At 74.3% G+C, this 21820-nt stretch carries 19 protein-coding genes; 5 read left to right on the top strand and 14 right to left on the bottom strand.

The features are described 5' to 3' along the window. Positions 1–198: 198 nt before the first annotated feature. The gene (locus GA0070558_RS04660) at positions 199–780 is read right to left on the bottom strand and encodes a YceI family protein (protein ID WP_091276108.1); all 582 of its coding nucleotides are present in this window, start codon (positions 778–780) and stop codon (positions 199–201) included. Positions 781–881: 101 nt separating this feature from the next. Here GA0070558_RS04660 and GA0070558_RS04655 point away from each other — a divergent pair, with 101 nt between their 5' ends. Then, the gene (locus GA0070558_RS04655) at positions 882–1382 is read left to right on the top strand and encodes a MarR family winged helix-turn-helix transcriptional regulator (RefSeq protein ID WP_091276105.1); all 501 of its coding nucleotides are present in this window, start codon (positions 882–884) and stop codon (positions 1380–1382) included. Positions 1383–1583: 201 nt separating this feature from the next. Here the strand turns inward: GA0070558_RS04655 and GA0070558_RS04650 are convergent, their stop codons facing one another. The 3 genes from GA0070558_RS04650 to GA0070558_RS04640 form a co-directional block, all read right to left on the bottom strand. Continuing rightward, entirely contained in the window at positions 1584–4235 is a 2652-nt protein-coding gene (locus GA0070558_RS04650; RefSeq protein ID WP_091276103.1) for an ATP-binding protein, read from the bottom strand. Positions 4236–4393: 158 nt separating this feature from the next. Beyond that, complete coding sequence (locus tag GA0070558_RS04645; protein ID WP_091276101.1) at positions 4394–5548, bottom strand: acyl-CoA dehydrogenase family protein; 1155 nt, start codon at positions 5546–5548, stop codon at positions 4394–4396. 187 nt (positions 5549–5735) lie between these two features. Continuing rightward, complete coding sequence (locus tag GA0070558_RS04640; RefSeq protein WP_091276099.1) at positions 5736–7268, bottom strand: acyl-CoA carboxylase subunit beta; 1533 nt, start codon at positions 7266–7268, stop codon at positions 5736–5738. 219 nt (positions 7269–7487) lie between these two features. Here GA0070558_RS04640 and GA0070558_RS04635 point away from each other — a divergent pair, with 219 nt between their 5' ends. After that, positions 7488–8060, top strand: a complete 573-nt coding sequence (locus tag GA0070558_RS04635) for a snapalysin family zinc-dependent metalloprotease (RefSeq protein WP_091276095.1) — start codon at positions 7488–7490, stop codon at positions 8058–8060. 79 nt (positions 8061–8139) lie between these two features. On the opposite strand, the gene GA0070558_RS04630 is transcribed toward GA0070558_RS04635, so the two are convergent. From GA0070558_RS04630 to GA0070558_RS04615, 4 genes are all read right to left on the bottom strand, one after another. Continuing rightward, the gene (locus GA0070558_RS04630) at positions 8140–9060 is read right to left on the bottom strand and encodes a hydroxymethylglutaryl-CoA lyase (RefSeq protein WP_091276289.1); all 921 of its coding nucleotides are present in this window, start codon (positions 9058–9060) and stop codon (positions 8140–8142) included. A 275-nt stretch (positions 9061–9335) separates the two neighbouring features. Then, positions 9336–10673, bottom strand: a complete 1338-nt coding sequence (locus GA0070558_RS04625; protein ID WP_091276092.1) for an acetyl-CoA carboxylase biotin carboxylase subunit — start codon at positions 10671–10673, stop codon at positions 9336–9338. 214 nt (positions 10674–10887) lie between these two features. Beyond that, the gene (locus tag GA0070558_RS04620) at positions 10888–11079 is read right to left on the bottom strand and encodes a DUF397 domain-containing protein (protein WP_091276089.1); all 192 of its coding nucleotides are present in this window, start codon (positions 11077–11079) and stop codon (positions 10888–10890) included. Continuing rightward, complete coding sequence (locus GA0070558_RS04615) at positions 11070–11837, bottom strand: helix-turn-helix domain-containing protein (RefSeq protein WP_074475696.1); 768 nt, start codon at positions 11835–11837, stop codon at positions 11070–11072. The genes GA0070558_RS04620 and GA0070558_RS04615 overlap by 10 nt, the downstream gene beginning before the upstream one ends. A 267-nt stretch (positions 11838–12104) precedes the next feature. On the opposite strand from GA0070558_RS04615, the gene GA0070558_RS04610 reads away from it, so the two are divergent. Then, positions 12105–12383 (top strand): hypothetical protein, encoded by a 279-nt coding sequence (locus tag GA0070558_RS04610; protein ID WP_256091764.1) that lies wholly within the window; start codon positions 12105–12107, stop codon positions 12381–12383. Then, positions 12383–12706, top strand: a complete 324-nt coding sequence (locus tag GA0070558_RS04605; RefSeq protein WP_176734102.1) for a hypothetical protein — start codon at positions 12383–12385, stop codon at positions 12704–12706. The genes GA0070558_RS04610 and GA0070558_RS04605 overlap by 1 nt, the downstream gene beginning before the upstream one ends. Here GA0070558_RS04605 and GA0070558_RS04600 read toward each other — a convergent pair. The 3 genes from GA0070558_RS04600 to GA0070558_RS04590 form a co-directional block, all read right to left on the bottom strand. Then, the gene (locus GA0070558_RS04600; protein WP_091276085.1) at positions 12703–13326 is read right to left on the bottom strand and encodes a TetR/AcrR family transcriptional regulator; all 624 of its coding nucleotides are present in this window, start codon (positions 13324–13326) and stop codon (positions 12703–12705) included. The two genes, GA0070558_RS04605 and GA0070558_RS04600, sit on opposite strands and share 4 nt — an antisense overlap. Before the next feature lie 107 nt (positions 13327–13433). Next, positions 13434–16271, bottom strand: coding sequence for a hypothetical protein (locus GA0070558_RS04595; RefSeq protein WP_091276081.1), 2838 nt, complete (start codon positions 16269–16271; stop codon positions 13434–13436). Further along, a complete protein-coding gene (locus tag GA0070558_RS04590; RefSeq protein ID WP_091276074.1) occupies positions 16264–18066 on the bottom strand; it encodes an HSP90 family protein in 1803 nt (600 codons plus the stop codon). Before GA0070558_RS04590 ends, GA0070558_RS04595 begins: the two co-directional genes overlap by 8 nt. A gap of 160 nt (positions 18067–18226) precedes the next feature. Here GA0070558_RS04590 and GA0070558_RS04585 point away from each other — a divergent pair, with 160 nt between their 5' ends. Continuing rightward, complete coding sequence (locus GA0070558_RS04585) at positions 18227–18628, top strand: DUF7144 family membrane protein (RefSeq protein ID WP_091276071.1); 402 nt, start codon at positions 18227–18229, stop codon at positions 18626–18628. A 53-nt stretch (positions 18629–18681) separates the two neighbouring features. Here the strand turns inward: GA0070558_RS04585 and GA0070558_RS04580 are convergent, their stop codons facing one another. The 3 genes from GA0070558_RS04580 to GA0070558_RS04570 form a co-directional block, all read right to left on the bottom strand. Then, positions 18682–20328, bottom strand: a complete 1647-nt coding sequence (locus GA0070558_RS04580) for an esterase/lipase family protein (RefSeq protein ID WP_091276067.1) — start codon at positions 20326–20328, stop codon at positions 18682–18684. 95 nt (positions 20329–20423) lie between these two features. Next, a complete protein-coding gene (locus GA0070558_RS04575) occupies positions 20424–21326 on the bottom strand; it encodes a sulfurtransferase (protein ID WP_091276064.1) in 903 nt (300 codons plus the stop codon). Between the two features lie 46 nt (positions 21327–21372). Then, positions 21373–21819 (bottom strand): imidazolonepropionase-like domain-containing protein, encoded by a 447-nt coding sequence (locus GA0070558_RS04570; RefSeq protein WP_091276060.1) that lies wholly within the window; start codon positions 21817–21819, stop codon positions 21373–21375. Position 21820 lies beyond the last annotated feature (1 nt).

The following is a 21820-nucleotide window of genomic DNA, read 5'->3' as shown; positions in this document are numbered from 1 at the left end:
TCACCTCTGCGGCGACCGCGACCGGCCTGGAACGCGCTCCCGACCGCCTCTCTACCCAGGTGGGGGCGCGCGCCATCGCCCCCGCGAAGGGGCCGACCGTGACAATTCGCACGCTCCCGCCGAAGGGACTCCGGCGGAACGGCCGCGGGCCCGCGTCGGCTGGTGCGACGCGGGCCCGGGTCTCGTGGAGCGGGGCGGTCAGGCCTGGCGGACGCCCTCGCCCTCGATCTCGATCTTGATCTTCTTGCCGACCAGCACGCCGCCGGTCTCCAGGGCGACGTTCCAGGTGAGGCCGAAGTCCTCGCGGTCGATCTCGGTGCTGGCGGAGAAGCCGAAGATGTCCTGGCCGAACGGGCTGCGGCCGACGCCCTCGAACTCGACCTCCAGCTCCACCGGACGCGTCACGCCCTTGATGGTCAGCTCGCCGGTGAGGACGAACTCGTTGCCGTCCCGGGACTTCACGCCCGTGCTGCGGTACTCCAGGGTCGGGAAGGCCTCGGCGTCCAGGAACTCGGGGCTGCGCAGGTGGCCGTCCCGGTCGGCCTGGGCGGTGCTGATGCTGGCGGCCTGGATGGTCGCGGAGACCGAGGACTGCATCGGGTCCTCGGCGATGGTGATGGTGGCGGTCGCGTCGGCGAACTCGCCGCGCACCTTGCTGACCATCATGTGCCGGGCGACGAACCCGACCCGCTTGTGGGCGACGTCCAGCAGGTAGGTGCCGGCCGCCGGGATCGTGAGGCCCTCCCACTCGCGGGTAACCGATCCGTTGCTGCTGGTCATGGTGCTGTCCTCCAGGAGAGATTGTTCAGTGGCCCAACGACTGACCGAGCAACTATAGACAGAGCAATATTCCGTGTGTCAAGTATTGCTATGATGAACTCGTGGACCAGAACGTGTTCGACGACCCCCGGATCACCGCCGTCGGTCTCCTCGTCGAGGCGCACGCCGGGCTGTCGGCCCGGTTCGCCGCCCAGTACGAGGAGCACGGGCTCTCTCCGGTCGAGTTCGAGGTGCTCACCCGCCTCGCCCGCTCGCCGGGCAACCAGCTGCGCATGACCGACCTGGCCGCGCAGACCTCGCTCTCCACCAGCGGGGTGACCCGGGTGGTGGACCGGATGGAACGTGACGGCCTGCTCTGCCGCCGGGCCTGCCCGTCCGACCGGCGCAGCTCGTACGCGGTGGTCACCGCCGCCGGGTTGCAGCGGCTGGACCAGACCCTCCCCGGGCACCTGCGGATCATCGAGGAGTGGTTCATCGGCCAACTGGAGCCGGAGGAGCTGCGCGCCCTCCTCCACGGCCTGCGCCGCGTACGCGATGCGGTGCATCCGGGCGCGACCGCCGGCAGCACCGACCCGGTCCCGACGGAAGCCGCCTCCTCCTGACCGCCCGGCGGACGGGCCGGAGGCACCGGCAGAAAGACCGGCAGAACCGCCCACCCGCCGACAACAAACCGGATTAAGCAGACAAGTCACACCGCCGGGGGTGGCTACTGTTCTCCCAGCGGGGGCGCACCGGGGGGTGCCGGCGCGAGCGATGAGCGAGGGGTAAAACCAGGGGGCTTCTTCGCTCGCGCCGCCCCCGCGTCAACATTCCCGGGCACGCCCGGTCGACTCGGGTCGGCCGGGCCGCCGCAGCGGTGCCAGCAGCGCATCCTCCCGGGGCAGCAGGCTGATCCCGTTCTGCCGACAGGCGGCGTCGAGGCGGTCGAGCACGCCCGCGTCCCGGGTGCTCGCCGCGAGCCCGACGAGCGCCTCCACCAGGTCCCGCCGGTCCTGACCGGCGACGGTTCCCTCCGCTGCGGCGGCGAACCACTCGGCCGCCAGCTCACCGTCGGCCCGGTGCAGGGCGATGTTCGCCTCGATGAGCGCGCAGATCCCGTCCTCGAACCGGGCCTCCCCCGGCCGGCCGCGCAGCGGCTCGGCACCGAGCGCCGCGTCACCGGCCGCGCAGGTGCGCAGACCCGCCAGCACCTCGGCCGCCTCGTCGGGACGCCCGTCCTGGGCCAGCGCCAGGCCGATCGTGCCGAGGGCCCGCCGACGGTGCCCCGGGTCGCCGACCTCCACCAGCCCGGCGGCCACCCGGCGACCCTGCTCCACGGCGTCGGCGTACCGGCCCTCCAGCCGGGTGACCTCGGCCAGGTCGGCCCGGGCCAACACGCGCAGCCGCCGCTCGCCGGACTGGGCGGCCAGCCGGTCCATGGCGGCCAGGCGACGCCGCGCCCCGGCCAGGTCGCCCACCCGGACGTCGTGCCAGGCGAGGCTGTGCTGCGCCACGGCCATGTCGCGCAGCCGCCCGTGCCGGGTGGCCAGGACGAGCACGGCGGCGGCCTGGTCGCGCGCCTCGTCGTGCCCCCCGGTCGCCCCCAGCAGCGCGCAGAGCACCGCCCGCGCCTCCAGCTCCCCGGCCACGTCGCCGGCCCGGTGCAGGATGGCCCAGGCGTCCCGGGCCGCCGGCAGCTCCTGCTCCGCCGCGCCGTGCTCGACGGCGAGCCGGGCCGCGCCCAGCACCGCACGGGCGCGCAGCCCCGGATCGGCGGCGGCGGTGCGCGGGTCGGCCAGCAGCCGCCGCAGCCACTGCCGCCCGACGACGTCCCGGCCCCGGAACCGCCACCAGCGGGCCAGCCCGACGGCCAGCCGGAGCGCGGTCGACGGGTCGTCGACGGCGGCGTGGGCCAGCGCGGCGGTGATGTCGGCGGTCGCCTCGTCCAGCCGGCGCACCGCCGAGGTCAGCTGCGGGCCGGCCAGGTCGGGGGCCGTCCGGGCCACCAGCCGCGCGAAGACCTCCGCGTGCCGCCGCCGGACGTCGCACCGTTCCCCGGCGCCGATGGCCTGCTCGGCGGCGAACTCCCGCACCGCGTCGAGCAGCCGGAACCGGAACGGACCGGTCCCCCGGACGCTGAGCAGGCCGAGCTGGAGCAACCGGTCCAGCAGCGGCACCGGGTCGATCGAGACCGTGCCCTCCGGGTCGGCGTCGTCGGCCAGCATCTCCTCGGCCAGCTCCACGGACCACCGGTTGCGGAACACGGAGAGCCGACGCAGGGCGGCCCGCTCGTCCGGGGCGAGGAGGCGGTAGCTGGCGGCCACCGCGTCCCGCAGGGTGACCGTCGCCCCACCCCCCGGCGTCCACCCGGGCCCGGGCCGCTGGGCCGGCGAGGTAGCGAGGTCGAGGACCCGGTCGCCGTACCGGTCGAGCAGCTCGTTGAGGTCGAGGATGCGCCCCCGGGCGGCCATCAGCTCGATGGCGAGGGGCAGCCCACCCAGCCGGCGGGCCAGCGCGGCGAGGGCCGGCAGCTCGGCCGGGTCCGGCGGCTCCCGCCGCACCCGGGCCAGCCGCGCCGTGAACAGCGCCACCGCCGGGTAGCCGGCCAGGACGGCCGGCCCGGCCGGGTCCAGCTCGGGCGGCGGCACGTCCAGCGGCGGTACGGGCCAGACGCGCTCGCCGGGCACACCGACCGGGTGCCGCCCGGTGACCAGCACCCGCAGCGTGGGCACCGCCCCCGCCAGCCGGTGCAGCGCCCCGGCCACCGGGTCGGGCGCCCGCTCCACCGCGTCGATCAGCAGCAGCGCCGGACGGGCGGCCAGTCGCACCGCGAGGTCGGACGCACGGGCCGCGCCGAAGGCCGCCGCCGCGGCGGAGAGCACGTCGGCCGGGTCCGAGCCCTCCCCGACGAGCACCCCGGCGACCTCGCCCGGCGCCCGCCCGGCCACGGCGTGGGCGACCGCCAGGGCCAGCGCCGTCTTGCCCACCCCGGCCAGCCCGACCAGGCTGACCACGGACGGGCCGTGGTCGGCGGTGAGCAGCTCGACGAGTTCGGCGACGTCCCGCTCCCGGCCGATCAGCTCGACGGGCGGCGGGAGCGCGATCGGCGTACCCCCGGGGTGGGCAGCCGACGACGGCCCGGCACCGACCGGGTGGGGAACCGACGGCGGCGGGGCGGCGGGTGGTTCGTCGGCCGCGCGGGCGGGGTCGGCCGGGGCCGCCCCCCGGGCGGCGGCGACGAACGCCGCGCGGACGGGCCCGGCGAGGCCGAGGGCACCGGCCAGCAGGTCGACGGTGGTCCGCTGCGGCCGCGCGGACCGGCCCCGCTCCAGGTCACGGACCGTCCGCACCCCGACCCCGGCGCGGGCGGCCAGCTCGGCCTGGGTGAGGCCGGCGGCGTGCCGGTGCGCGCGCAGCAGGGCGGACAATCCGGTACGACCGTCCGCGCCCGGCGGACGGCCATGATCGGGAGCCATGGGCAGGAAGGGTACGGATCGGGTCTGACTGTCGTCAGCCAACCGTCGCCCTGCCGACGCTGACCGGCACAAATATCCGACAGCGCTGCACGCGGGAGTTTACCGGCGTGAGAGGGGGACCCTTCTCTACCTCAGGCGTTAATAGGGGGCCCTTCCTTTCACAGGCCGAGGTCGCGGGCGATGATCATGCGCTGGACCTCGCTGGTGCCCTCGCCGATCTCCAGGATCTTCGAGTCGCGCCAGAACCGGGCCACCGGGTACTCGTTCATGAAGCCGTAGCCGCCGTGGATCTGGGTCGCCTCGCGGGCGTTGTCCACGGCGACCGTGCTGGCGTGCAGCTTGGCGATCGCCGCCTGCCGCTTGAACGGCTCGCCGGCCAGCATCCGGGCGGCGGCGTCGTAGTAGGCCAGGCGGGCGGTGTGCGCCTTCAGCTCCATGTCGGCGATCTTGAACTGGATGGCCTGGTAGTTGCCGATCGGCTGGCCGAACGCCTGGCGCTGGCTCGCATACTTGATCGACTCGTCGACGCAGCCTTGGGCGAGGCCGACGGCCAGGGCGGCGATGGCGATCCGGCCCTCGTCGAGGATGCGCAGGAACTGGGCGAAGCCCCGGCCCCGCTCGCCGAGCAGGTTGGCCGCCGGCACCCGGCAGTCGTCGAAGGTCAGCTCGTGGGTGTCCGAGGCGGTCCAGCCGACCTTCGAGTAGCCCGGCGCGACCGTGAACCCGGGGGTGCCCGACGGGACGATGATCGTGGAAAGCTCCTTCGACCCGTCCGGCCGGGTGCCCGTGACGGCGGTGACCGTGACCAGGGCGGTGATGTCGGTGCCCGAGTTGGTGATGAACGCCTTCGAGCCGTTGATCACCCACTCGTCGGTGGACTCGTCGAGGACGGCCCGGGTCTGGGTGCCGCCCGCGTCCGACCCGGTGCCGGGCTCGGTGAGGCCGAAGCCGGCCAGCGCCTCGCCGCTGAGCAGCCTCGGCAGCCACCGCTCCCGCTGCTCGGCCGTGCCGAAGCGGAAGATCGGCATCGCGCCGAGGGAGACGGCCGCCTCCAGGGTGATCGCCACGCTGGAGTCGACCCGCGCCAACTCCTCCAGGGCCAGGCAGAGCGCGAAGTAGTCGCCGCCCATGCCGCCGTGCTCCTCGGGGAAGGGCAGGCCGAACAGGCCCATCTTGCCCATCTGCCGGATCACCTCGTACGGGAAGGTGTGCTTCTCGTAGTGCTCGGCGATGACCGGGGCGACCACCTCGCGGGCGAAGTCCCGCACGCTGGACCGCAGCGCCTCTTGCTCCTCGGTGAGCCGGAAGTCCATCGATTCCTCCTGTACGCAGTCCTCCGTCGGGCGCTCGTGACGCCGACGGGGTGGGTGGTCCTGGGTAGCGGTGGTGGCCGTCGGTGGTGGCCGTCGCTGTGCTGGTGGGGGCGTCGCTGTGCTGGTGGGAGCGTCGCGGTGGTGGCCCGGGGGGTCGCGGTGGCGGTGCCGGCCCCGGCGCGGCGGGTCAGACCGGGGTGACGCCGTGGCGGCGGCGGGAGAAGTGCCGGTCCTTGGTGCGGGCGGCGGCGTACCGGCGGACCAGCTCGGCGCGCAGCTCGTGCGGCTCGACGATCGTGTCGACGACCAGCTCGCTGGCCAGGCGGACGACGTCGATGTCGCGCTCGTACTCGGCGCGCCTGGCGGCGACGAAGGCGGCCCGTTCCGCCTCGTCGGCGATGGCCGCGATCTTGTTGGCGTAGACGGCGTTGACGGCGGCCTCCGCCCCCATCACCGCGATCTTCGCGGTGGGCAGGGCGATCGTCGCGTCGGGCTCGAAGCCGGGGCCGGCCATCGCGTAGAGGCCCGCGCCGTACGCCTTGCGGACCACCACGCAGATCTTCGGCACCGTCGCCTCGGAGATCGCCGTGATCATCTTGGCCCCGTGCCGGATGATGCCCTGCTTCTCCACCGCGCTGCCCACCATGAACCCGGGCACGTCGGACAGGAACAGCAGCGGCACGTTGAACGCGTCGCAGAGCTGCACGAACCGGGTCGCCTTGTCGGCCGAGTCGACGAAGAGCACGCCGCCCTTGAACATCGAGTTGTTGCCGACGACGCCGACGACCTCGCCGTCGAGCCGGCCGAAGCCGATGGTCAGCTCCCTGGCCCAGAGCGCCTGGATCTCGAAGAAGCTGCCGTCGTCGAGCAGGCCCTTGACGTACCGGCGCATGTCGAACGCCTGCCGCTCGCTGGCCGGCACCAGCGCGGCCAGGTCGGCCTTGGCCGGCGCGGGCGTCGCCTCGGCGGCCGGCGGCGGCTGGGTCCAGTTGGCCGGCAGGTAGGACAGGTAGCGGCGGACCACGTCGAGCGCCTCGGCCTCGGTCTTGCAGAGGAAGTGCCCGACGCCGGACTCGGCGCAGTGCACGCGCGCCCCGCCCATCGCCTCCAGGGTGGTCTTCTCGCCGGTCACCATCTCGACCATCCGGTCGGAGCCGAGATACATGCTGGCGTTGCCGTCGACCATCGCCACCACGTCGCAGAACGCCGGGATGTAGGCCCCGCCGGCCGCGCTCGGCCCGAACAGGGCGCACACCTGCGGGATCGAGCCGGAGGCGCGGACCTGGTTCCAGAAGATCTTCCCGGCACCGCGCCGGCCGGGGAACAGGTCGACCTGGTCGGTGATCCGCGCGCCGGCCGAGTCGACCAGGTAGACCATCGGCACGCCGGTCGAGTAGGCCCGCTCGATGATCCGGATGATCTTTTCGACGGTACGCGCGCCCCAGCTGCCCGCCTTGACCGTGGAGTCGTTGGCCATCAGGCAGACCGGCCGGCCGTCGATGGTGGCGGTGCCGGTGACGACGCCGTCGGCGGGCAGGCCCTCGGCCAGGGCGTTGGCGTAGAGGCCGTCCTCGACGAACGAGCCCTCGTCGACCAGGAGCGCCACCCGTTCGCGGGCGAAGAGCTTGCCCTTGGCGGCGTTGGCCGCGTGGTATTTGTCCGCACCGCCGGCCTTCGCGCGCTTGCGTAGCTGCTCCAGTGCCTCACCGTCGAGCGTCACGCCGACTCCCCATTGCCGCCACCGTGCCGGCCCGCCGCACGGGCACGCCGACCACCCTGAACGATCGTTAGGGTATCCCACCCGCCGCCCGATCGGCGACCCCGGGGCGGAACCGGACGCCCCGACACGCCGTCGACCGACCGATCGTGATCCAAATATTGAAATGCGTAGATGATTCTCGTTAGGCTCCCGACACCCCCTCCCGAATAGGAGTCAGCGATGGCCTCACGAATCAGCCGGACCCTGGTCGCGACGGTCGCGACGGCCGGTGCGACCCTCGGCGTCACCCTCGCCAACCCGTCGCCCGCGTCCGCTGCCATGACCATCTGCTACAACACCAGCCAGGCCCCGAGCTACGCCAGCATCGCCAACCAGGCCGCCACGATCTGGAACAACGCCACGTCGAACCTGACGCTGACCGCGAACTGCGGCACCAACCTCCGGATCTACCAGATCACCGGCGGCGGCTCGTACGCCGTGCGGACCAGCCTCGGCAACGGGCGGGTCTACATCGACACCCAGCAGGCCGCCCAGTACAGCCCGCTGCGGATCATGACCCACGAGATCGGGCACATCCTCGGTCTGCCCGACAACTACAACGGCAACTGCGCGATCCTGATGTCCGGCGGCAGCGCCGGCACGAGCTGCACCAACCCGTACCCGAGCACCGCCGAGGCGAACCGGGTGACCAGCCTGTTCGCCGGCACCCGCAGCGCCACCGAGCGGGGCGCCGACAGCGGGTCGACCGTCTTCCAGGACAGCTGGCCCGCCGCACTCGCCCCGGTGAGCTGACCGAGCGGGAACACCGGAGGGGCCGGCAGCGCGCCGGCCCCTCCGCCGCGTCCAGCCGGCCCTGCCGCCTCCCGGTCGGTCAGGCCGGCAGGGGGGTCAGCCGGGTGCGCGGGCCCGCCCGCAGGACGCCGGAGGGGAGCTTCTTGCCGAGCAGCTCCTCGGCCAGCTCCGCCACCTCGACGAGGGCCGCCAGGTCGATGCCGGTGTCGATGCCCATGTCGTGCAGCATGTGCACCGCCTCCTCGGTGGCCAGGTTGCCGCTGGCCCCCGGCGCGTACGGGCAGCCGCCGAGGCCGCCGACGCTGGCGTCGAACTCGGTCACCCCCAGCTCCAGAGCCGTCAGCAGGTTGGCCAGCGCCGTGCCCCGGGTGTTGTGGAAGTGCAGCAGCACGGGAACGTGCGCGTTGCGGTCGCGTACCGCGCTGATCAGCTCGCGGACCCGGCGCGGCGTGCCCATGCCCGTGGTGTCACCGAACGCGACCCGGTCCGCGCCGTCGCGGACCACCCGGTCGACGATGCCGGCGACCCGCGCCGGGTCGACGTCCCCCTCGTACGGGCAGCCGAAGCTGGTCGCCACGATCACCTCGGCGGTTGCCCCGGCACCGTGCAGCAGGTCGATCAGCTCGGCGATGTCGTCGAGCGACTCGGCGGTGGACCGGTTGACGTTGCGCCGGTTGTGCGTGTCGCTGGCCGAGACCACCACCTCGATCTCGGTGAACCCGGCCGCCAGGGCCCGCTGCGCGCCCCGGGTGTTCGGCACCAGCGCCGAGTAGCGCACCCCGTCGACCTTCGCTGCCCGCCGCCACACCTCGTCCGCGTCGGCCATCTGCGGGATCGCCTTGGGGTGCACGAACGACACCGCCTCGATGCGGCGCACGCCGGTGCCGGAGAGCGCGTCGATCAACCGCACCTTGGCCTCGGTCGGAATGGGCTCCTCGTTCTGGAGTCCGTCGCGCGGCCCGACCTCCCGGATCGAGACCGCCGCTGGCATCTGGCTCATGGTCACCTCGCTGTGACGTCGGGCCGCCGGGGGTACCGCACGCGCCGCCGCCCCTCGTGAGGGCGGCCGACGGGACGACGCCGGACGACCAATGGTCCCTCCAGACAACCAGACCCCCGAGCCCCACCGCCAGGCCGACCCGCCCCGCCCCCTGCCGCCTGGGCGGCCTGCGAAGTTGACCAAGAGGTTTGCGTCACCGGGCATGCCGGATCCTGACGCAAACCTCTTGATCACCGAGGCGGAACGGCGGGTGGAACGGCGAGGCGGAACGGCGGTCAGCGCATGCGGGTGACGATGCCCGTGTCGTAGTCGCCGGAGAGGAACTCCTCGTTCTCCAACAGCTCGGCGAAGAACGGCAGGTTGCACTTGGGGCCGGCCACCTCGAACGCGGCGACCGCCGCGCGGGCCCGCTCGATCGCCTCCGCCCGGTCGCGGCCGTTGACGATCAGCTTGGCCAGCAGGCTGTCGTAGAACGGGGTGACCGTGTTGCCGTCGACGTAGCCGGAGTCGACCCGCACGCCCTCGCCGGCCGGCTCGCGCCATGTCGTGATCACGCCGGGGCCGGGCAGGAAGCGCTTCGGGTCCTCGGCGTTGATCCGCAGCTCGATGGCATGGCCGCGCGGGGCGAGCGCGTCCGGGTCGAACGTCGGCGCGAGGCCGGCGGCCACCCGGAGCTGCTCCTCCACCAAGTCGACGCCGTAGACCAGCTCGGTGACGGGGTGCTCGACCTGGAGCCGGGTGTTCATCTCCAGGAAGAAGAACTCCTGCGTGGCGGGGTCGAAGAGGCACTCCACCGTGCCCGCGTTGCGGTAGCCGACCGCCTCGCCGGCCCGCACGGCGGCGGCCAGGAGGCGCGCGCGCAGCTCCGGCGAGACCGCCGGGGACGGGGACTCCTCGACGAGCTTCTGGTTGCGCCGCTGCACCGAGCACTCCCGCTCGCCGAGCGCCACCACCCGGCCGTCGGCCAGGCCGAGGATCTGCACCTCGACGTGACGCACCCGGGGGAAGTACCGCTCGATCAGCACAGACCCGTCGCCGAACATCCGCTCGGCGAACGCGCGCACCTTGTCGTACTCGGTGCGCAGCGCCGCCTCGTCGGCGGCCACGCCCATGCCCATGCCGCCGCCGCCCGCCGCGGCCTTGACCATCACCGGGTAGCCGATCTCCGCGGCGGCGGCGACCGCCGCGTCCAGGTCGGCGGCCGGTTCGGTGGTGCCGGGCGCGACCGGCACGCCGGCCGCCGCCATCAGGTTCCGGGCGTTGATCTTGTCGCCCATCGCGGAGATCGCGTCGGCACCGGGTCCGACCCAGATCAGCCCACTGCTCTCGACGGTACGGGCGAAGTCGGCGTTCTCCGACAGGAAGCCGTAACCGGGGTGGATCGCCTGCGCGCCGGTCGACTTGGCGGCGGCGAGGAGGGCCTCGACGTTCCGGTAGCTCTGGGCCGGGTTCGCCGGCCCCACACAGACGGCCTCGTCGGCCTCGGTCACGAACGGCAGGCCGGCGTCGGCCTCCGAGTGGACAGCGATCGCGCGGATTCCGAGCCGGTTCGCGGTTCGGATGATCCGACGGGCGATCTCGCCGCGGTTGGCCACCAGCAGCGATTCGATCATGTTCTCCTCCAGCGTCCAGGGGTGGGGACGATGCCAGGGAACCATGGGTGACGGGCCGGCCACGAGTCAAGCGCGTGGCGGCGGGGCGGATTCAGCGGCCCGTGTCGAGCTGCTGCGGACACAGAACAGGCCCCCGGCGGATGCGGAGGGCCTGCGGGTCGAAGGGCTGCGGGACGAGGGTGCTGCGCGACGAGGGTGCTGCGGGGCGAGCGGGTCAGGCGGTGCGCTTCGCCAGCTCGACGAAGCCGCGCCACGAGGCCGGCGAGAAGGAGAGGGTGCCGCCGTCGCGGTCCTTCGTGTCACGGACGAGAACGACGCCGGGCAGGTTGTCGGCGACCTCGACGCAGTCGCCCTGGTTGTTGCCGCTCTTCGTGGACTTACGCCACCGCGCGTCGCTCACGTCCATGCTGCCGCTGCTTCCCTCAAGAGGTCCAGAGACTGCGACCGAGACAGGGCTTCGCCCCGGATGCGTTCCCACCGTCGCTCCAGGGTAACAAGGTCCGCCCCCTGCTCCAGAATCTGCGCCTGCGCCTGACTGTCGACATAGGCCACCCGCGCCCCGTCAGGCAACTCGGCGAGAGTGAACGGGCCGCCGAAGCCCGGGTACATCCCGGCGGAAGCCGGCACGATGTGGATCTGCACCGAGGGAAGCTGCGCGCACTCCACCAGGCGCTCCACCTGCGCCGCCATCAGCTCGCGGGCACCGGGGCGGGCGCGATGGAGGACGCCCTCGTCGATGACGGCGACGTACAGCGGGCCGCCGTGCCGTCGCAGAATCGCCTGCCGAGCGAGCCGCGTCGCCGCCAACTCGTCGACCTCGGATGGCGACAGGCCCTCGCCTTCGACCGTCGCCCGCGCATATGCCTCGGTCTGCAGAAGGCCCGGCACCCAGGCGAGCTGAAATCCGCGCAGCGAAACGGCCTCGCGCTCGATTTCCACCCACGGCCGGAACCACGCCGGCTCACGACGCTTCAGCACATCCGGCCAAAGGTCCTCTACGTCCCGGCCGAGGATGGCCGCGAGCTGAGAGCGACGCTGCGGCCTCGGAATGCGCCCCTTGCTCACCCACCGCTGAGCGGTCTTTGGGTCCACACCTACCTGAGCTGCGAGGCTCTCTGCGGTCTCGCCGGCTTGGGTCATGGCCGCGATTAAGCCATGGTTCACAGCTTCTCCTGCCTTAGCGTCCCGAACGTCCGGAAGTCCTAACGTAACGATGTGTTTGGGTCCTGTCACTATGCGACAGGTTGTTTGTGGGACGGCGTGGGTTGGCGGGCAACGGAGCCCCGGCCCGCGTTCGTCGAGGGGGCCGCCCGGTCGGTCCTGCGCACCAAGCGCGGGCGGCCCCCTCTCCAACGGCCACGGACAGGGGAAGCAGATGCCGAACCGAGCAGGACCCACCGCGCCGGCAACCGCCCGGACCGGGAGGCGGCGGTGACCGGCCAACCGATCGACCCGGGCGACGTGCTGCACCTGACCCGCGCCGCGAGCCCGCAATTCGTCAAGCCGATCACCGTACGGGTCATCCGCGAGGTGCGGGACCGGCACACCTACCACGGCTGGACGTGGATCGAGGCGTACGAGCTGGACGCCCGGGGCGACGCCGTCGCCAAGCGCGAACTGTTCGTGCTGCGCGAGGGGCTGCACCGGCTCGCCGTCGCCCTGCGGCAGGCCGCGCCCGCCCCGGGCACGAGCCCGGCCCGGGTGCGCTGATGCCCCGCCCGGGTTCGCTGGTGCCCCGCGTTGGTGCCGTGATGCCCCGCCGGCACCTACCGATGCGTCCCGCCTGGCTCTGTCGGGTCTGCGCCGCCCAGTGGCCCTGCCCGCCCGCGCGGCTCGACCTGCCCACCGAGTTCCACGGCCACAGCGTCGCGCTCGCGTTCTATCTGGCCGCCGCGATGCGGGATGCCATGGACGACATGTACCGGCTCGGCGGCCGGCCCGACAAGGCCACGATGCACGCCCGTTTCCTCGGCTGGCTCTCCCCGACCCACCCCCACGGGACCGAGCGCCACCGACCGCCCGGAGCGGGCTAGGCGTCGGCCTCGGCCAGGAGGGCGGCCAGCGTGGCGGCGCGCAGCAGCGCGGCCCGCCGCTGCCGGTCCACCTCGCCGCCGAGGAACGGCGTCGAGTTCATCAGGCCGAACGCGGCGTGCGCCAGCACCCGCGCCTCGCCGTCGGGCAGGCCCGGGTGCAGGGCGGTCAGCACCGTCACCCACTGCTCCACGTAGAGCCGCTGAAGCCGGCGGATGCGGCGGCGCGGCTCGTCCGGCAGCCGGTCCAGCTCGTGCAGGTGCAGGGCGATCACGGCCGGGTTGGCCAGCGCGAACTCGACGTGGAAGTCGATCAGCGACTCCAGCACCCCGCGCGGGTCGTCGGAACGGCCGGTGACCCGTTCCCGCCCGCCGTCGAGCAAACCCTCGCTGACCGGGATCAGCGCGGCGGCCAGCATCGCCTCCTTGCCGGCAAAGTGGTGGTAGAGGGCAGGGCCGGTGACGCCCGCCGCCGCGCCGATGTCGTCCATCGACACGCCGTGGTAGCCCCGCGCGGCGAAGAGCCCGACCGCGATCTCCAGGATCTCGTCCCGTCGGGACCGTCGCTTGCCAGTGCCCGCCACGCCGCCCGCCGCTCCCCGTGCCCGCTGTTCCACCGTCACCCGGCAAGCCTAGACCCGCCCGGACGCCTAGGTTACCCGCCGGTCGGCCCCCGCCAGCCGTCGTCGCCCCGTCAGCCGCCGTCGCGCTGGCAGCCGCCGTCGCCCCGTCAGTCGTCGTCGTCGCCCAGGCCGTGCTCCGCCCGGACCGCCGCCGCCTCGTCCGGGCGGCCCAGCTCGTCGAGCACCCGGGCGAGCAGCCACGCCGCCTGGGACGCCGGCCGGGAGCCCGGGGGCAGGCCGCCGAGCACGTTCCGCAGCAGCGGCTCCGCCTCGCCCGGCCGGCCGGCGCGCACCAGCAGCTCGCCGCCGAGCAGCTCCACCCGGGCCGCCTCGCCGAACGCCTCGATCGACCGCAGCCGGGCCGGCACCCCGGCCAGCCGGTCCAGGCCATCGTCCGGCCGTTCGTCGGCGGCCAGCACCCGGGCACCGACCTCCGCCGCGAGCGCCGCCTCGTACGTCACCACCGGCGGCACCTCCGGCCGACCGGTCAGCGCGGCGGCGAGCCCGTCCACCACCTCGACGGCACGCACCGCCGCCGGCACGTCCCCGGACCAGTTCAGGGCGTCGGCCTCCCGGCGGCGGGCGCGCAGCTCGTCGACCGGCGCACCGGCCAGCCGGTAGGCGGTGGCCGCCTCGGCGAACCGCTGCGCGGCCAGCGCGTCCCGGTCGGCGTCGTAGAGCAGCCCGCCGGCCTCCTCCAGCACCTGCGCCCGGTGGGGCAGGTTGTCCGGCCCGTCGAGGTTGCGGGCGAGCTGGTCCAGCAGGACCAGCGCCGGCTCCAGCTCACCGAGGTCGACGTAGATCCCGGCCAGCAGGTGCCGGCAGCGGTCCGCCTCGGCCTGCGCCCCGAGCCGGTCCAGCCCGAGCACCGCCTCCTCCGCCACCTCGGCCGCCTCCGCCGGCCGCCCGGCCGCCCGGTACGCGTTCGCCAGCTCCCAGCGCAGGAAGGCGTCCCCGTCGGCGCCCTGCTCGACGCAGAGGGTCACCGCCTCGGCGAAGTCCTCCACCGCCTCGGCCACCCGGTCCGCGCTCAGCAGGGCCCGCGCCCGGAACACCCGCACCGGCAACCGGGCCTGCGCCGGGGCCGTCTCCAGCGCCTCGTCGCAGGCGGCAACCCGCTCGGCCGAGTCGTCCGTCGCCCGCGCGTACGCCAGGGTGGCGGCGGTGACCAGCTCGCCCACGCCCACCTCGCGGGTGAGCCGGCGGGCCAGCTCGGCCGCCGCCCGGAACTCCTCCGGCCGCTCCAGCTCCTCCAGCACGTGCGCGCGGTGCAGCGCCACCCGGGCGGCCAGCCACGGGTCGACGTCGGCCTCGGCGGCGGCCAGGTCGGCGGCGGCCAGCGCCTCCTCCCAGCGCTGCAGGTGCGCCAACGCGAGAGCGAGCCGGTCGTACGCGGCGGCCCGCTCCCGGGCGTCGTCGTGCCCGGCGAAGAAGTCGGCGGACCCCTGCGCCAGCGCCAGCCCCTCCTCACCGTCGCCGGTGAGGCAGAGCAGCGCGCCGAGCCGGCCGGCGACCACCTGCTCGCGCACCGGGTCCGGCAGTTCCCGGTACGCGGCCAGCGCCGCCCGGTTCGCCTCCTGCGCCGCCTGCGGGCCGTCAGCGTCGGTCAGCTCGGCGGACCGCAGCTCCAGCCGCCGTGCCGCCGTGCGGGGCGGCTGCCCGGTCGCCCCGAACCGCCCGTCGTAGGCGGCCAGCGCGGCGGCCAGCCCCGCCCGGTCGTGCGTACGCCAGCAGTTGTCTGCCAGGTCGAGCAGCTCGTCGGCGGTGGCCCCGGCCGGCACGGTGGCCGCCGGAACCGGGGTCGCGGGCGGCTCGGGCCGGCGGGCCGGGCGACGGCGGAGGCTCGCCGACAGCGGCAGGTGCTCGCCGTCGGGGCCGGCGGCCAGCCGCCGGGCGATCCACTCCGACTGGTGGGTGGTGCCGTTTCGGGCGTCGAACCGCGCGGCCAGCGCGGTCGCCGTGTCGGTCAGCTCGGCGGCGAGCGCGGCGGCGGACACCTCGCCCGCCGGCCGATCGCCGGCCGCCCGCCGGTGCAGGGTGACGTCGCCGGCCCCGGCGGCGCGGCGCAGCGCGGCGGCGGCGGTGGCCGCGAAGTGCATCGCGGCGGCCGGGGTGGGCGCGCGGTCCAGCCAGTCGAGGTGCCGCTCGACGATCTCCACGGCCCGCGCCTCGTTGCCGGTCAGCGTGCAGAACTCGACGTGGTCGCCGATGTCCCACAGGTCCGACAGGTTGCCGCGCAGCCGCCGGTACGCCTCCCGGTGCGCGTCCCGCGCCGCGTCGCCCCGCCCCGAGCGGAGGTAGGGCACCAGCAGCGCGGTCAGGATCGCCTGCGGCTGCTCCGTGCAGGTCAGCCGGCCGGCGAGGACCGGCTCGGCCAGCGCCACCGCCTCGTCGTGCCGGCCCACGTGGGCGAGGTGGGCGACCTGGGTGGTGGGATCGCAGCCGGCGCAGTCCGACAGTTCGTCGCGCGGGGCGGTCAGCCACTCCTGGTACCACCGCTCGGCGGCCTCGGCGTCGCCCACGTGGTCGGCGACCAGGTAGCGGTGCTTGTGCACGGCCTGGAGGCTGTGCCCCGCGTTGGCGTACCGGCGCTGCATGTCGTCGAGCACCGCGTACGTGCGGTCCAGCGGCAGCTCGGGGAACTTCAGCATGGCGTTGACCATGTACTTGAAGTGCCAGAGGAGCTGGTGGGCGTAGCGCTCGTGGTAGGGCTGCGGATCCCGGTCGAACTCGGCCAGGCACCACGAGAATGTGACGAAGGACTTCGCCGGCTCGCCGCCGTAGACGTACGCGGTGGTGGCCTGCATCCGCACGGCGAACGCCAGGTGCCGGTCGTCGCCGCTGTCGGCGCGGCGCAGCAGCTGCTCCAGGGCGGCCGTGCGCCCCGCGCCGTACGGCATGCCGCTGCTCTCGTGCAGCATCCGCCACAGCTCGTCGTCACTCATCGGTGCCACTCTCCCGTCCCGGTACGGCCCGGCCGAGCAGGCCGAGGAAGGAACTGTTCAGCAGCGCGGCGTCGGCCGCGCGGATCGGGTGGTGCCCGAGCAGCAGGGCCTGCCCGTACAGCGCCTCGACGGCGAGCCCGACCAGCTCCGGGTCGTCGAGGGTGGTGACCCGGCGGACCAGCGGATTGCGGTGGTTGAGCACGAGCTGCGGGCGGTCCGGCGGGGCGGACGCGGCGAGCGCGTCGAGCACCCCGCCCCACAGCTCGTCGGCGGCGTCCCGGGTCGCGGCGAGCTGGTCGTTGAACGCCGCCGAGCGGCTGACCAGGTAGAGCGCCGGCAGCGACACCGGGTCGTACGCCCGCACCACCACCTCGCAGCCGAGCCGTTCCAGGGCCCGCTGCGCCCCGGCGAGGAACGGCCGCAGGGCCAGCTCGACGGCCGGGTCGAGGGCGTCGAAGCGGGTGGTCAGGTCGCTCGGCTCCAGCCGCTCGATGAGCACCGACCGGTCGACGGCCGGCAGCCGCTCGATCAGCTCCGCGTCGTACGTGAACCCGGCGTTGACCACCGCCAGGTCCTGCGCGGCGGCGACGGCGGCGAGCTGGCGGAACTCGTCCAGGCTGGCCGCGTACCGGACCAGGCCGTGGCGCTGCCGGAACTCGGCCAGGGTGAGGGTGCCGACGTTGGTCTCCATCGGCCACCACCGGTCGACCAGCCGCAGCATCTCGTCGTCGTGCACGGCGAGGGCCTTCACGCCGAGGTGGTGCACCTGGAGGAACTCGCCGAGCCGGCGCGGGTCGTGCCGGGCCAGCCGGACCAGCCAGCCGCGCACCTGGTCGCCGAGGGCCTCCCGGGTGGCGGTGAGCAGGGCGTCCTCGTAGAGCGCCTCGCGGCTGGCGGTGGGCCGCAGCTCCCCGGCGTCGACCACGCAGTGGGCGAAGAACGCCCAGTCGGGCAGCAGCCCGTCGGCGTGCTCGGTGAGCAGCATCCGCTTGAGGTAGACCCGGTGGCCGGCGCGGGCCGCCGGGTTCACCGGGGTCGGCAGGATGAACGCGACGCCGGTCAGGCCGGCCTCCGGCACCGACAGCGGCACCACGTCGAACGGGTCGACGCCGAGCAGCTGCCGGGCGTAGCGGGTCAGGGCCGGCCGGTCGACGCCCGCGCCGGGCGCGGTCGGCCAGGGCGGCCCGCCGGTGGTGGTGACCGTGTCGCCGACCCGGACGGTGACCGGCAGCAGCGACCCGTAGAGCCGGGCCAGCTCGGTGACGGTCGCGGTGCCGAACCACTGGTCGGCGTCGCGGCGCGGCACCAGCGTCACCGTCGTCCCGGGCTCCGGGCGCTGCTGACCGGCCGGGGCGACCTCGACGGCGTACCGGCCGTCGGCGTAGCCCGTCCAGAGCACCGTCGGCTCGTCGGCGTGCCGGGTGACCACCCGGATCTCGTCGGCCGCCAGGAAGCAGGAGAGCAGCCCGATGCCGAACTGGCCGAGGAACTCGTGCCGGGAGAAGCCCAGCTCGTCGCGCTTGGAGCTGCGGCCGATGGTGGCCAGCAGCTCGTGCACCTGCGCCTCGGTGAGGCCGATGCCGGTGTCATGCACCCGCAGCGTCCCGTCGCCGGTCAGCTCGGGCGGGAAGATCCGCACCAGCGCCGGCGCGTCGGGCTCGCTCGCCCGCCGTGCGGTGATCGCGTCGACCGCGTTCTGCATCAGCTCACGGACGTAGACCCGTGGGCTGCCGTACAGGTGATGACTGAGCAGGTCGACCACGCCTCGGAGGTCGACCTGGAAGGTGCGGTCCAACGCTGCTGCTCCCCGGTCCGATGCCGGCGCTCACCGTACCGGTGATCACCGACGCCCGGCTGCCCCCGTTCGGCCCGATCGCCGGACACCCGGTCGTCCGGCCCCTAGTGTGAGGGCCGGGACGCGCGCCGGAGCGGGAACGGGTCGGGCGGGGGGCACGGTGGTCGACGACGGCACGAAGGAGCGCCCGCTGGTGCTGGCGGGGATCCTGCTCGGCGGGGCGGGCGTCTTCGACGTGCTGGCCGGCGTCGGCGACCTGATCGGCGACCCGTACGTCTCCATCGAGGGCGGCGGGATGTACCACTACGACATCACCGGCTGGGCGTGGCTGCACCTCGCCGCCGGGGCGCTGTTGGCGGTGGCCGGGGCGCTCGTCCCGCTGGGTCGGCGCTGGTCCACCCGGCTCGCCCTGCTCGCCGTCGTCGTCGCCGTCGCGACGCACCTGCTGATGCTGACGTACCACCCGATCCGGGCGGTGATCGTCCTCGGGCCGGCGCTGGCCGCCGCCCGGTTGGTGCTGCGGCAGCGGCGCCCGGCACCGGCTGACCGCCCGCCCGCCTGACTACCCGGCCGCCTGGTGCCCGGCCGCCGACGAGCGCCGGCTGACCGCCCGGGCTACCGGGGTTCCCGGGACGGCTGGCAGACCTTGCCGGTCAACGCCGGGTCCGACTGCTCGCTCTCCTCCCACGCCGGGTTGGCCGAGATCGCCAGCGGAGGCGCCTGCCAGGCCGCCCCGAGCCGCTGGAACAGGGGATACCCGCGCCGGGTCCGCTGGATCGGCTCCCCGCCGAGGAAGTTGACCAGCCTGTCCTGGACCAGGGTCCGGTTGAGCAGGCCGCCGTGCACGCCCGGGGTCTGGAAGACCGGGATGCCGGTGTAGTCGCCGGGTGGCGCCTCGGCGGCCGTCGTGTACGGCAGGAAGGCGACCATCCGCACGCCGGGCACCGGGCACATGAGCTGGTTGCGGTAGAACGGCGCGTCGTCGAGCAGCGACCGGATGAACGGCTCGTCCGGCCCGTTACCCGGAGCACCGGCGAGACGTCCCAGCCCGAACATGGCTCGGAGCGTCCAGCCGGTGACCACTCCCCACCCGTGGCGCTGCCCACGGGGCGGGTAGTAGGCCCGGCCGGCGTTGATCAACGGGCTGAACATGACCAGCGAGTCGACCGCCGGGTGGGGCCGCCGGGCGAGGTAGGTGCGGGCCACGATCGCCCCCTCGCTCTCCCCGACCAGGGCCACCTTCCGGCCGGTACGCCGGTGCAGCCGGTCCACCTGCGCGGCGAGCAGCCCGGCGCTGTCCGCCACGGAGATGGTGGTGTCCCGTGGCCGGTAGGGCAGGGGTTTGCCGTCGGAGCCCAGCCCTCGGTAGGAGAACCGTTCCACCCTCGGGTCGCGCGGCTGCTCGCCCCCGTACGCGGAGCCGTAGCCGGCCAGCACCACCACCGCCTCGGTGACCTCCGGCGGCAGCGGCCGGGTGAGCAGCACGTCCTCGGTGCGCAGCTGGTTGCCGGGTACCGTGCTGACCAGCGTCGGGATCAGCAGCGGCACGACGAGTGCCAGCAGGGCCACGATCGGGGCCACCGGCACCCGGGCCCACCGCAGCCGGGGAGCGAGCACGGCCGCCCGTACCGTCCGGTTCCACAGCACGCCGTTGACCACGCCCGCCGCCGCTGCCACCGGCACCGTCCACCAGCCGGGCACGCTCCACGCCACCGCCCCGGCGACCGTGAGCACCACGAAGTTCAGCAGCGTCCACCCGACCAGGGGCAGCGAGGGCAACCCCCGCCACCATGGCCCGACGGCGGCGGCCCGTTGCAGGAACGGCGCGAGCAGGAACATCGGCAGCAGCGACGCGAGCAGCACCCAGGACAGCGCCACCACCGACGCGGCCACCGAGATCACCGCCCACGGCACGACGAGGACCGTGACCACCACGGAGACACCGACGTTGCGCTTCAACAGCTGGCGTACGGGCGGCCGGGGCGCCTCGACCGGCCAGGACAGCGCGACGAGGCCGGTGGTCAACGCGCCCCGGGTGAGCGCCACGTAGGCCAGCCAGAGGACGAACTCCGGCCACGACCGGTGGTAGACGAACAGCCACCTCAGGTCGTGGTACGTGTCGTACGGCCAGACCGCGCTCACCTGGGGCGCGATCCCCTCGGCCGCCACGAAGCCCATGGCGACCAGGACGGCGGCCTCCACCGCCGGGGACACGGCGGTCAGCACGAGCAACGCGACGAGCCTGCGGTCCAGGGTCAACATGGCCTCCTCGCCACCGTCGCGGGTCCTGCCCCATTCGCAGGCTCCACCGGTGGCGGGCTCCGTGTCGGCGCATCCGGCACATTGCCCACAGAAGGTCAGTCGGCCAGGCCTCCCGGCTGGTCGCCCTTCACGACGGGGGCCCGCACCAGGTTGCCCCACTCGGTCCACGAGCCGTCGTAGTTGCGCACCTGCGGGTAGCCGAGCAGGTGGTGCAGCACGAACCAGGTGTGGCTGGACCGCTCCCCGATCCGGCAGTACGCCACCACGTCGTCGGACGGGCTCAGCCCGAGCTGGTCGGCGTAGATCGCCCGCAGCTCGTCGGCCGACTTGAACGTGCCGTCGTCGTTCGCCGCCGACTTCCACGGCTTGCTCACCGCGCCCGGGATGTGCCCGCCGCGCAGCGCGCCCTCCTGCGGGTAGTCCGGCATGTGCAGCATCTCGCCCGTGTACTCGCCCGGCGAGCGCACGTCCACCAGCGGCCGGCCGGCGGCGACGTGCGCCATCACCTGCTCCCGGTACGCCCGGATCGGCGCGTCGTTGCGCTCCGGCACCGGGTACGCGGCGCGCGGCCGGGTGACCTTCTCGCGGGTCAGCTCCCGCCCCTCGGCGGCCCACTTCTGCCGGCCGCCGTCGAGCAGCCGCACGTCGGCGTGGCCGAAGAGGGAGAAGACCCAGAGCGCGTACGCCGCCCACCAGTTGAAGTTGTCGCCGTAGAAGACGACGGTGTCGTCGCGGCCGATGCCCTTGGCGGCGCACAGCTCGGCGAAGCTGGCCGCGTCCAGGTAGTCCCGGGTCACCTGGTCGTTCAGCTCGGTGTGCCAGTCGACCTTCACGGCGCCCGGGATGTGCCCGGTGTCGTAGAGCAGCACGTCCTCGTCGGACTCGACCACGACGAGGCCCTCGTCGCCGAGGTGCTCGGCGAGCCAGTCGGTGGTGACGAGCCGCTGCGGGTCGGCGTACGACTGGAGGCGGGGATTCGGATCACTCGGCACAGGCATGAGCCCAACCTACGCCGGTTCCCCCACCCCAGGGTGACGGTCGCGGTCAGGCGCGGCGGTGCACGAGGCGGCCGGCGACCACCGTGGCGACGCAGCTCCCATCGTCGGCGAAGACGGCCAGGTCGGCCCGGCCGCCGGTGACCAGCGCGGGCGGGCGCGCGGATGCCAGCAGCGCGACCCCGTTGCGGGCGGCGGCGGCCCGCAGGCCAGGGTCGGTCACCTGGTCGGCGAGCGCCGCGGCGGCCCCGAGCCCGAACAGGGCGTGCACCCGTTCGCGCGGGGTGGGGGCGGGCGGCAGCGGCCCGTCGTGCACCAGCGCCGGCCCGAGCACGCCGGGCCACCGACGCACCCGCACCCCCGGGTACGCGGCCGTCAGCTCGCCGGCCGGCGCCACCGCCTCGATCCGGTCCCCCGTCACCAGCACCGCCGTGTCGGCGACCGGCCGGTCGTCGAGGGTGCGCCGCAGCAGTGGCGCGGCGTGGATGGTCCGCACG

The organism is Micromonospora haikouensis, assembly GCF_900091595.1.
Lineage (GTDB): Bacteria > Actinomycetota > Actinomycetes > Mycobacteriales > Micromonosporaceae > Micromonospora > Micromonospora haikouensis.
This window is presented reverse-complemented; position numbering and strand designations above follow the sequence as displayed.